Annotated in this window: 10 protein-coding genes; 2 read left to right on the forward strand and 8 right to left on the reverse strand. The window is 74.3% G+C overall.

Annotated features, from left to right (window positions below; translation table 11 throughout):
• Positions 1–36: 36 nt before the first annotated feature.
• From ACFT55_RS15580 to aceA, 4 genes are all read right to left on the reverse strand, one after another.
• Positions 37–516, reverse strand: a complete 480-nt coding sequence (locus ACFT55_RS15580; protein ID WP_380244752.1) for an HNH endonuclease — start codon at positions 514–516, stop codon at positions 37–39.
• Between the two features lie 200 nt (positions 517–716).
• On the reverse strand, positions 717–1,139 hold the full coding sequence (locus ACFT55_RS15585; protein ID WP_380244753.1) for a hypothetical protein: 423 nt from the start codon (positions 1,137–1,139) through the stop codon (positions 717–719).
• Positions 1,140–1,283: 144 nt separating this feature from the next.
• Positions 1,284–3,038, reverse strand: coding sequence for a malate synthase A (gene aceB / locus ACFT55_RS15590; protein WP_380244754.1), 1,755 nt, complete (start codon positions 3,036–3,038; stop codon positions 1,284–1,286).
• A gap of 57 nt (positions 3,039–3,095) precedes the next feature.
• Positions 3,096–4,424 carry an isocitrate lyase gene (gene aceA / locus ACFT55_RS15595; RefSeq protein ID WP_380244755.1) on the reverse strand — a complete coding sequence of 443 codons (1,329 nt, stop codon included), beginning with the start codon at positions 4,422–4,424 and terminating at the stop codon, positions 3,096–3,098.
• A 162-nt stretch (positions 4,425–4,586) separates the two neighbouring features.
• Between aceA and ACFT55_RS15600 the strand changes: the two genes are divergently transcribed.
• Positions 4,587–6,086 carry a helix-turn-helix domain-containing protein gene (locus tag ACFT55_RS15600; RefSeq protein WP_380244761.1) on the forward strand — a complete coding sequence of 500 codons (1,500 nt, stop codon included), beginning with the start codon at positions 4,587–4,589 and terminating at the stop codon, positions 6,084–6,086.
• 75 nt (positions 6,087–6,161) lie between these two features.
• Here the strand turns inward: ACFT55_RS15600 and ACFT55_RS15605 are convergent, their stop codons facing one another.
• Positions 6,162–6,863, reverse strand: a complete 702-nt coding sequence (locus ACFT55_RS15605) for a helix-turn-helix domain-containing protein (RefSeq protein ID WP_380244756.1) — start codon at positions 6,861–6,863, stop codon at positions 6,162–6,164.
• Positions 6,864–7,113: 250 nt separating this feature from the next.
• Here ACFT55_RS15605 and ACFT55_RS15610 point away from each other — a divergent pair, with 250 nt between their 5' ends.
• Positions 7,114–8,517 (forward strand): MFS transporter, encoded by a 1,404-nt coding sequence (locus ACFT55_RS15610; protein ID WP_380244757.1) that lies wholly within the window; start codon positions 7,114–7,116, stop codon positions 8,515–8,517.
• On the opposite strand, the gene ACFT55_RS15615 is transcribed toward ACFT55_RS15610, so the two are convergent.
• The 3 genes from ACFT55_RS15615 to ACFT55_RS15625 form a co-directional block, all read right to left on the reverse strand.
• Positions 8,456–9,202: a CoA transferase subunit B gene (locus ACFT55_RS15615; RefSeq protein WP_380244758.1), complete on the reverse strand. Its 747-nt coding sequence runs from the start codon at positions 9,200–9,202 to the stop codon at positions 8,456–8,458. The genes ACFT55_RS15610 and ACFT55_RS15615 overlap by 62 nt on opposite strands.
• A gap of 3 nt (positions 9,203–9,205) precedes the next feature.
• Positions 9,206–9,988: a CoA transferase subunit A gene (locus tag ACFT55_RS15620; protein WP_380244759.1), complete on the reverse strand. Its 783-nt coding sequence runs from the start codon at positions 9,986–9,988 to the stop codon at positions 9,206–9,208.
• Positions 9,985–10,636: SDR family oxidoreductase (locus ACFT55_RS15625; protein ID WP_380244760.1), on the reverse strand; the 652-nt coding region annotated here is incomplete at its 5' end. The genes ACFT55_RS15620 and ACFT55_RS15625, both read right to left, overlap by 4 nt.

Here is a 10,636-nt window from a genome sequence, read left to right on the forward strand (position 1 = left end):
GCTCCGTACCTGCCGGGCCCCCGCCCGACCCTCGGGTCAGGCGGCGGCCGTCGCGGCGGCGCGCCGTCGCCGTCGCACGAGGCCGTGCTCGGCGGGCGGCACGTACGGGGCGAGCAGCAGCGGCATGCCCGCCTCCAGCGGGGTGCGGTCGGCCTTGAGGCCGTTGCACCGCTCGCACGCCGCGACCAGGTTGAGCCACGTCGAGTCGCCGCCGCGGGAGCGGGGGATCACGTGGTCGACGGTCTCCGCGGCGCCGCCGCAGTACGCGCACGCGCCGTCGCGCCGCTTCACCCCGTCCTTCGTGACCGCCGGCCGGCCGGCGGAGTGGTAGCGCCAGCGCATCGCGACGTACCGCACCAGGCGGAGCACCCGCGGCATCGGGTACGGCCCGAACCGGTGGCCCTCCACCGCCTCCTCGACCACCGCGACCTCGCGCACCAGCATCGTGATGGCGTGCTTGACCGACACGCGGTGCAGGGGCTCGTAGCCCGCGTTGAGCACCAGGACGTCGGCCACGGTCGTGCTCCCTCCTCGGCCGGCCCGCACACCGTGTGAAGCAGATCACAGCATGCTGCCGAGGTGAAAGTATGCCGCCGAAGCCTGGAAGTCCAGGGCATACGCCTCGACGGGACAGGTTCGGGGGGCAGGACGGCACCGCTGGAGCGGCCCGCGGCGGCAGCGAGACGACCGTCGTCACGAGGTCGGAGCCCGCGACCTCACGCGTCGTCCAGGGTCAGCGGGCGCACCTGCCCGCCGGCGGCGACGAAGAAGCCGCGCAGCCGGACGTCCTGGGCGGCGGCCTGCTCGCGCAGGCCGCGGTTCCAGGCACGGTCGTCGGCGGTGACGGTGGCGTCACCGGGCCGGTCCAGCACGGCGACGGCGGAGCCGCCGGGTGCCTCGTCGTCGACGACGCTGCGCAGCACGGCGCTCAGCCCGGCGAGGATCTCCGGGTCGGGTCGGGCGGGCACGTCCTCGAGGGGCAGCGCGACGCCGAGGAGCCGGTCGTCGGCGTCGAGCCAGGTGACGGTGAGGGTGCGCCGGCGTGCGAACGTGCCGTCGGCGAGGAATCGGGCGAGCTCCAGGAGCGCGGCGTCGTCGGCGACCAGGTCGCCCGGGCGGAAGGTGAGGGTGGTGTCCATGCCTCGTCACTCTGCCGCAGCGGCGCCGACGCCCCCGGCCGTTGTCCACAGCCCCCGGCGCCAACTCGCCGAACAGGCGGTGACGCACGCTCTGACCGCTCAGAACGTGCGTAACCACCTGTTCGGCGACCGGGCCGGGGGCGCTCAGCCGGCCAGGTAGCGGGCGTAGGCGCCGGTGGTGAGGAACGGCGGGAACTCCTCGCCGAGCGCGACCTCGCGGAACAGGGCCGCCGCGTCGTCGAACCGGTCGCCGGGCGACCGCGGCAGCCCGCGCAGCACGTCGCGCAGCACGGCCTCGCAGCGCACGCGCGTGATCGGCAGGCCGTCCTCCGTCGTCGTGCCCGACGCCACCCACTGCCACACCTGCGAGCGGGAGATCTCCGCCGTGGCCGCGTCCTCCATGAGGTGGTCGATGGCCGCCGCGCCCACGCCGCGCAGCCACGACTCGATGTACCGCACCCCGACGGAGACGTTGGTGCGCAGCCCCGCGGCGCTGACCGTCGCGCCCGACCGGCGGGCCGACGCGACGTCGAGCAGCTCGGCCTGGCCCACCTCGACGTCGTCCCGCAGCCGGTCCACCTGGTGCTCACGCTCGCCCAGCACCTCGTCGAACGCGCCGCGCGCCACCTCCACCAGGTCCGGGTGGGCCACCCAGGTGCCGTCGAAGCCGTCGTGCGCCTCGCGGGTCTTGTCGGTCCACACCTGCTCGACGGCGCGCTCGGTCACCTCGGGGGAGCGGCGGTCAGGGACGAAGGCGCTCATCCCGCCGATGGCGTGCGCCCCGCGCCGGTGGCACGTGGCGACCAGCAGCTCCGTGTACGCCCGCATGAACGGCGCCGTCATCGTCACCTGCGCCCGGTCGGGCAGCACGTACGACGACCCCCGCGTGCGGAAGCACTTGATGACCGAGAACAGGTAGTCCCAGCGGCCCGCGTTCAGCCCCGCGCAGTGGTCGCGCAGCTCGTAGAGGATCTCCTCCATCTCGAAAGCGGCGGGCAGCGTCTCGATGAGGACGGTCGCCCGGACGGTGCCCCGCGGGATGCCGAGGGCGTCCTGCGCCACCTCGAAGACCTCGTTCCACAGCCGCGCCTCTCGGTAGCCCTCCAGCTTGGGGAGGTAGAAGTACGGCCCCCGCCCCCGGGCGCCCAGCTCGGCCGCGTTGTGGAACAGGTACAGGCCGAAGTCGACCAGGGTGCCCGACGCCGGCTGCGTGGACCCGTCGGGCCCGGTGTAGGCCAGGTGCGACTCGAACAGGTGCCACCCGCGCGGCCGGAAGACGATCGTCGGCAGCTCGGTCAGGTCCGTCGAGCGCAGGGCGTACCGCTTGCCCGCGGGGTTGGTGAAGGTCAGCGTGCCGCGGATCGCGTCGTGCAGGGCGAGCTGGCCCTCGACGACGTTCCGCCAGGTCGGCGACTGCGCGTCCTCGGCGTCGGCCAGCCAGCACCGGGCGCCCGAGTTGAGCGCGTTGATCGTCATCTTCGGGTCCGTCGGTCCCGTGATCTCGACCCGCCGGTCGCCCAGCCCGGGCGCCCCGGCCGAGCCGGCGACCCGCCAGGACGGGTCGTCGCGCACGGGCCGGGTGGCCGGGTGGAAGTCCGGGTCGTCGCCGTCGGCGATGCGCCGCATGCGGCGCTGGCGCTCCAGCAGGAGCGACGTGCGGTCGTCGGCGAACCGGTCGTGCAGCAGCGCCAGGAAGGCCAGCGCCTGCGGGGTGAGGATCTCCTCGTCGCGCGGCCCCAGGGGCGCCGTGACGGTGAGGTGCCCTGCGCCGAGGGTCGCCGTGCCCCAGGCCGACGGCCCGGGCGCCGTGTCGGCGAGCGGGGTGCCGACGGCCGGCGCGACGACCGGCACCGGGGCGGTGCGCGGGGGAGCGGTGGTCGGGGACGTGAGCGTGGTCATGGCGTGCCTCCGGGCGTCGGGGCTGGGCGGGGGTGGGGCTGAGCGGGCGTGGCAGGGTCAGAACTGCGCGGCCTCGGTGGAGCCGGCGAGCGCGAGGGTGGCGGCGTCGGGGTTGAGCGCCGTCGACACGCGGTCGAAGTAGCCGGTGCCCACCTCGCGCTGGTGCTTCGTCGCGGTGTAGCCGCGCTCCTCGGCGGCGAGCTCGGCCTCCTGCAGCCGCACGTAGGCGGACATCTGCTCGCGGGCGTAGCCGTGGGCGAGGTCGAACATCGAGTAGTTGAGGGCGTGGAAGCCGGCGAGGGTGATGAACTGGAAGGTGTAGCCCATCGCGCCGAGCTCGCGCTGGAACGTCGCGATCGTCGCGTCGTCCAGGTGCTTCTTCCAGTTGAACGACGGCGAGCAGTTGTAGGCGAGCATCTGGTCGGGGAAGTCGGCCTTGACGGCTTCGGCGAAGGTCCGCGCGAGCTCCAGGTCGGGGGTGCCCGTCTCCATCCAGATGAGGTCGGCGTACGGGGCGTAGGCCTTGGCGCGGGCGATGCAGGGCTCGATGCCGTTGCGCACCTCGTAGAAGCCCTCGCCCGTGCGCCCGCCGGTGAGGAACTCGCGGTCGCGCTCGTCGACGTCCGAGGTGATCAGCGTCGCGGCCTCGGCGTCCGTGCGGGCGATGACGACGCTCGGCACGTCCGAGACGTCGGCCGCGAGGCGTGCCGCGTTGAGGGTGCGCACGTGCTGCTGCGTCGGGACGAGCACCTTGCCGCCCAGGTGGCCGCACTTCTTCTCGCTGGCGAGCTGGTCCTCCCAGTGCACGCCGGCCGCGCCGGACGCGATCATCGAGCGCATCAGCTCGTACGCGTTGAGCGGCCCGCCGAAGCCGGCCTCGGCGTCGGCCACGATCGGGGCCAGCCAGTCGATGGACGGCGTGGTGCCGTTCGCGGAGCTCTCCGCGACGTCGATCTGGTCGGCGCGCAGCAGCGCGTTGTTGATGCGGCGCACCACGGCCGGCACCGAGTTGGCCGGGTAGAGCGACTGGTCGGGGTAGGTCTGGCCCGCGAGGTTCGCGTCGCCCGCGACCTGCCAGCCGGAGAGGTAGATGGCCTGCAGGCCGGCCTTCACCTGCTGCACGGCCTGGTTGCCGGTCAGGGCGCCGAGAGCGTTGACGAAGTCCTCCTCGTGCAGCTGGCGCCACAGGCGCTCGGCGCCGCGCCGGGCCAGGGTGAACTCCTCGCCGACCGATCCGCGCAGCGCGACGACGTCCTCGGCGGTGTAGGTGCGCCGGACGCCCGCCCAGCGGGGGTCGGTCGCCCACTGCTCGGCCAGCTCCGCGGCGGTCTGCGTCTGGTCGCCGGCCCGGTGGGCGGCGCTGCGGGGCTCGAGGATCGCGGTCATGTCGTGCCTCTCTCGTCTCTCGTCGTGCGGCGACGGCGGTGTCCCGCCGTCGTCCTTGACCACGACCCTGGCCCGGCGCGCCACCCCGCGGCCAGGACTGTCGCGGAGAACTTTGCGGGTTCTTCTCCTGGACGGAAGGTGTGCGCCGTGTCACCCTCGAGCATGGCGATCTCGACCGACCCTCGGCCCGGTACCCGGGACGACGCGACGCTGCCGATCGATCAGGAGGCGGACGCCCTCACGATCGGCCGCCGCATCCGGCACCTGCGCACCCGTCGCGGCATGACCCTGGAACAGCTCGGGGAGGCCATCGGACGTGCCCCGTCACAGGTCTCGATGCTCGAGAACGGCAAGCGTGAGCCCACGATCGCGCGCCTGCAGGCGGTCGCGCGTGCCCTCGGCGCCACCGTCGAGGACCTCCTGTCGGCCGAGCCGCCGTCGCACCGCGACGCGCTCGAGATCGAGCTGGAGCGCGTGCAAAGAGGGTCCCTCTTCTCCGCGCTCGGGGTGCGCCCCGTGAAGGTGGGCAAGTCGCTCCCGACCGACGCGCTCGAGGCCATCGTGGGGCTGCAGCGCGAGCTCGAGCGGCTGCACTCCGAGCGCGCCCTGACCCCCGAGGAGGCGCGGCGGGCCAACACCGAGCTGCGCGCCGACATGCGCGCGCAGGACAACTACTTCCCCGACCTGGAGATCGTCGCCCGTCGCCTGCTGGACGACGTCGGTCACGGTCGCGGGCCGCTGCCGCAGCGCGCCGTGGGGGAGCTGGCCGCCCACCTGGGGTTCTCGATCCACTACGAGCCGGACCTGCCGCAGTCCACGCGCGCGGTGATCGACCAGCGGCACCGCCGCGTCTACCTGCCGAGCAACGGGATCCGCGGGCGGTCCGAGGCACGCTCGGCCGTGCTCCAGGCGCTCGCCTCGCACGTGCTGGAGCATGCCGAGCCGCGCGACTACCGCGAGTTCCTGCGCCAGCGGGTCGAGGCGAACTACCTGTGCGCGGCGCTGCTGGTGCCCGAGCGGGAGGCGGTGAAGCAGCTGCGCGAGGCGAAGGAGGCGCGCGCGATCTCGCTGGAGGACCTGCGCGACGCGTTCGCCGTCTCCTACGAGACGGTGGCGCACCGGTTCACGAACCTGGCCACCCGGCACCTGGGCATCCCGGTGCACTTCATGAAGGTCCACGAGTCGGGCGCGATCCATAAGGCGTACGAGAACGACGGGGTGCGGTTCCCGTCCGACCCGCTGGGCACGGTCGAGGGGCAGCACGTCTGCCGGCACTGGACCGCCCGCGTGGTGTTCGGGATCGCCGACCGGCTCAGCCCGTACTACCAGTACACGGACACGCCGACGGGCACGTACTGGTGCACGTCGCGGGTGCAGGACACGGCGGACGGGCGGTTCTCCGTGAGCGTCGGGGTGCCGTTCGCGCAGGTCAAGTGGTTCCTCGGCCGGGAGACGACGGCGCGCAGCACGTCCCGCTGCCCCGACGAGGGCTGTTGTCGGCGCCCGGCCGCTCCGCTCGCCCGGCGGTGGGACGGTCACGCCTTCCCGAGCGCCCGTCCGCACGCGTCGATGCTCGCGGCGATGCCGTCCGGCGCGTTCCCCGGCGTCGACACGACCGAGGTCTACGAGTTCCTCGAGCGACACGCACCGGCCGCCGACTGACGCCGAACAGGTGGTTGTTCACCTTCTGAGCGGGTATTCCGTGCGGAACCGCCTGGTCGGCGGGGGTGGTCGCGGTCAGTCGTGCCAGGCGCCCACCCACTCGTCCCAGCGAGGGCCGTCGCCGAGGCTGTCGCCGTCGCGGGTGCGCGCCCGCAGACCCGCGAGGACGAGCGCGAGATAGCGCAGGTGCAGAGCGTCCGCCTCGGCGCGCGGGAACGGCAGCGACGGGCGCAGGTGCAGCAGCAGCTGCATGACGTCGGCGCTCGTGAACCCGTCCGGCAGGAGGCCGGCAGCGCGGTCGTGGGCGACCAGCCGCTCGAGGCCTGCGCCCAGGTCCTCGGACGCCGCCGCCAGGTCGGCGGGCAGCGGGCCGCCCGCACCGGTGGGCCGCAGCAGCGGCCCGGTGGCGCCGGTGATCTGCCGGGCGAGGAACGCGCCCACCGCGCCGCCGCCGTCGAACGTGCCGTCGGCCGCTGCCTCGGACGCGCTCACGACATCGTCGGCGACCTCGGCCGCGAGCCGCGCGGCGTCGCGCACGGCCTGGACGTGGAGCGCCTCGACCAGGGCCTCCTTGGTGGGGTAGCGGCGGTACACCGAGCCGACCCCGACGCCGGCGTGCCGTGCGACGTCGGCCATGGAAGCGCCCGGCCCCTGGGCGGCGAAGACCTCGCGGGCGGCGGCGAGGACGGCGGTGTCGTTCGCACGGGCCTCGCGCAGCCGGCCCGGGAGCGGGCGGTCGGCGGGCGGGAGGTCGTCGGCGCGGGCGGCGGGAGGCACGCGCACCACGGTAGTCGTCGCGGCGGTGCTACAGTGAATCGGAACGATGATTCCGTTCCGATTCAGCGGGACCCGGGTGGAACCGGGCCGCTCTCGGGACCGGGTCGTCGAGCCGACCACCCGGCCCCGCGCGACGAGGCGCAGCCCACCCACGTCCCCAGAGAGCGAGCACGCCGTGCCTCCGACCAGTACCGCCACGTCCACCGGCGGACCCCAGACCCCCAGCAGCCCCGGCGGTCCCAGCAGCCCCGTGCCCCCGGCCCACCTCGCCGCTCCCGACAGCACGGTGGTCCGCCACCCCGGCCGGGTGACGTTCGCCCTGAGCGCCGCGGTGCTGGCGTTCTCGCTCATGCAGACGCTCGTCGTCCCGGCGCTGCCCACGCTGGGGCGAGAGCTCGGCGCGAGCGCCCAGGGCACGGGCTGGATCCTGACCGCCTTCCTGCTCGCCGGCGCTGTCCTGGCGCCCGTCGTCGGGAACCTCGGGGACCGGTTCGGTCACCGCCGCGTGCTGCTCGGCGCGATGCTCGTCTTCGCAGGCGCGACGGCGCTCGCGGCGGCGGCCCCGAGCCTCGGGGTGCTGCTCGCCGCGCGCGTCGTGCAGGGCGTGAGCACGGCGACGTTCCCGCTCGCCCTCGCTCTGGCGCGCTCGGTGCTGGCAGGCCCGCGCCTCGCGGCCGCGTTCGGCTGGATCCCCGGGATGATCGGGCTCGGCGCGGGTGCGGCGCTCGTCGTGGGCGGCGTCGTCGTCGACGCGCTCTCCTGGCGGTGGCTGTTCGTGCTCGGCGCCGCGCTCATCCTCGTCGCCGCCGCGCTCGTTGCGGCGTGGGTGCCGCGCGGCGGTGCCCCCGCGGTGCGTCGACGCACCGACTGGCCGGGCATCGCCCTGCTGGCGGGCGGCCTCGTCGGTGTCCTGCTCGCCGTGTCCCAGGGCGGCAGCTGGGGCTGGGCCTCCGCCCGGACCCTCGCCGTGGGCGTCGCCGGGGTGCTGCTCCTCGTCGCTCTCGTGCTCGTCGAGCTGCGCACCGCCGCGCCGGTGGTCGACGTGCGGACGTTCCGCCACGGTCCGCTCGTCCTCGTCAGCCTCCTGACGGTCGCCGTCGGGTTCGTGCCCTACGTCTGCTACGTCGCGCTGCCGCTGCTCATGCAGGCCCCCGCCGGCACCGGGTACGGCCACGGGATGAGCGTCACCGTCTCCGCGCTCGCCATGCTGCCGAGCGCCGTGCTGGTCTTCCTGGGCGGTCGTGCCACGCCGTGGCTGGTGCGCCGGGCGGGCGCCGGGGGAGCGGCCGTGACCGCCGCCGCGGTCATGGCGGTGGGCGCGGCGGGTCTCGCGCTCTGGCCGACGACGTCGTGGCTCGTCGTGGTGGCGTTTTCCGTGCTCGGCCTGGGCAACGGCATCGGCTACGCGATCTGCGCGCAGCTCGTCGTGAGCTGGTCGCCGCCCACCGAGACGGGTGCCGCGACCGGGCTCAACAGCGTCGTCCGCACCGTCGGCTCGGCGGCCGCGGCGCCGGTCGTGACGGCGCTGCTCGCCGCGGCCACGACCGACCTCGCCGCGGCCTACTCTGCCGCGTTCTGGGTGGCGGCGGCGGTCAGCGTGGTCGGCGTCCTGGTCGCCCTCGTGCTGGCGGCACGCTCCCGCCGGCCCGTCTGAGCCCTGGAAGACTCACGCTCGGCGCCGCGACTCGGCCGGGCGGGACGGCGTCGAGGGACACGGTGAGGGGTGCGCCGGTCGCCGCCACCACGTCGTCGACGGAGACGCCCGGCGCGAGCTCGCGGAGCACGAAGCCGTCGGCGGCCACGTCGAGCACCGCGAGGTCGGTGATGACGCGGTGCACGACACCGCGGCCCGTCAGCGGCAGCGTGCAGGCGGGGAGCAGCTTGGGCGAGCCGTCCTTCGCGTTGTGCTCCATGAGGACGACGACGCGGCGGGCGCCGTGCACGAGGTCCATGGCCCCGCCGGGGCCCTTGACCATCTTTCCGGGGATCATCCAGTTGGCGAGGTCGCCCGTGGCGGAGACCTGCATCGCGCCGAGGATCGCGGCGTCGATCTTGCCGCCGCGGATCATGCCGAAGCTGGTCGCGGAGTCGAACACCGAGGCACCCGGCAGCAGGGTGACGGTCTCCTTGCCGGCGTTGATGAGGTCGGGATCCACCGCGTCCTCGGCGGGGTAGGGACCCACTCCCAGCAGCCCGTTCTCCGACTGCAGCACCACCTGACGGTCCGGTGGCACGTGGTTCGGCACGAGCGTCGGCAGGCCGATACCCAGGTTCACGTACCAGCCGTCGGACAGCTCCGCCGCGGCGCGCGCGGCCATCTCGTCACGGGTGAGAGGCACGTCTCAGCCCTCCTTCGCGGTCGTGGTGGTGCGCTTCTCGACCCGCTTCTCCCCGCCGGGCACATGGACCACGCGGTGGACGTAGACGCCCGGGAGGTGCACGTCGTCCGGGTCGATCTCCCCGGGTTCGACGAGCTCCTCGACCTGCGCCACGCACACCCGGCCCGCCATCGCGGCGAGGGGAGAGAAGTTCCGGGCGGAGCGGTGGAAGACGAGGTTGCCGTGCCGGTCGCCGCGCGCGGCGTGCACGAGGGCGAAGTCGGTCGTGATCGCCTCCTCCAGGACGAACTCTGCGCTCGTGCCGTCAGCGGCGGTGAAGCTGCGCACCTCCTTGCGCGGGGATGCCACCGCGACGCCGCCTGCGCCGTCGAACCGCCGCGGCAGACCGCCGTCGGCCACCTGCGTGCCGACCCCGGTGCGGGTCCAGAAGCCGGCGATCCCCGCGCCGCCCGCACGCAGCTGCTCGGCGAGCGTGCCCTGCGGTGTCAGGACCAGCTCCAGCTCGCCGGCCAGGAACTGCCGCTCGAACTCCTTGTTCTCGCCCACGTACGAGCTGGTCATGCGCCGGATGCGTCCGGCGCCGAGCAGCAGGCCGAGGCCCCAGTCGTCGACGCCGCAGTTGTTGCTCACCACCGACAGGCTGGTGGTGCCGCGGGCGAGCAGGGCGTCGACGAGCGCGACGGGCGTGCCGCACAGCCCGAAGCCGCCGACGGCGAGCGACGCGCCGTCCGGCACGTCGGCGACCGCCTCCGCTGCGGTGGCGACCACCACGTCCAGGCCCGTCATCGCGCGCTCCAGCCGCCGTCGACGGTCCACGAGGCGCCGGTGACCATCGAGGCGTCGGGTCCCGTGAGCCAGCCGACCAGCGACGCGACCTCCCCGGGCTCCACGAGCCGCTTGATCGCGGTCTCGGCGAGCATCACGTCGGCCAGCACGTCGGCCTCGGCGATGCCGTGGGCCGCCGCCTGGTCCGCGACCTGCCGTTCCACCAGCGGGGTGCGCACGTAGCCGGGGTTCACGCAGACGCTCGTGACGCCTCGCGGTCCGCCCTCGAGAGCCACCGTCTTGGACAGCCCCTCCAGTCCGTGCTTCGCGGAGACGTACGCGGCCTTGAACGGCGAGGCGACCAGCCCGTGCACCGAGGAGACGTTGACGACCCGCCCCCACGCCTGGCCGTACATGTGGGGCAGCGCGGCGCGGACCAGGAGGAAGGGCGCCTCGAGCATGAGGCGGTGGATGAGCCGGAAGTCGTCCGGCGCGAGGTCCTCGATCGCGCTGACCCGCTGGATCCCTGCGTTGTTGACGAGGACGTCGATGTCGAGGCGCAGGTCGTCCAGGCCACGGGTGTCCGCGAGGTCCACGACCCACGCCTCCCCGTCGAGCTCGTCCGCGAGGCGCTTCGCCCCGTCCGGGTCGACGTCGGCGACGACGACG

This window comes from Isoptericola sp. NPDC057191 (genome assembly GCF_042670225.1).
GTDB lineage: Bacteria > Actinomycetota > Actinomycetes > Actinomycetales > Cellulomonadaceae > Isoptericola.

Coding starts and splice junctions, on each gene's coding strand:
- ACFT55_RS15585 (WP_380244753.1), bottom strand. CDS start 1,139: ATGGACACCACCCTCACCTTCCGCCCGGGCGACCTGGTCGCCGACGAC.
- aceB (WP_380244754.1), bottom strand. CDS start 3,038: ATGACCACGCTCACGTCCCCGACCACCGCTCCCCCGCGCACCGCCCCG.
- aceA (WP_380244755.1), bottom strand. CDS start 4,424: ATGACCGCGATCCTCGAGCCCCGCAGCGCCGCCCACCGGGCCGGCGAC.
- ACFT55_RS15600 (WP_380244761.1), top strand. CDS start 4,587: ATGGCGATCTCGACCGACCCTCGGCCCGGTACCCGGGACGACGCGACG.
- ACFT55_RS15620 (WP_380244759.1), bottom strand. CDS start 9,988: ATGACGGGCCTGGACGTGGTGGTCGCCACCGCAGCGGAGGCGGTCGCC.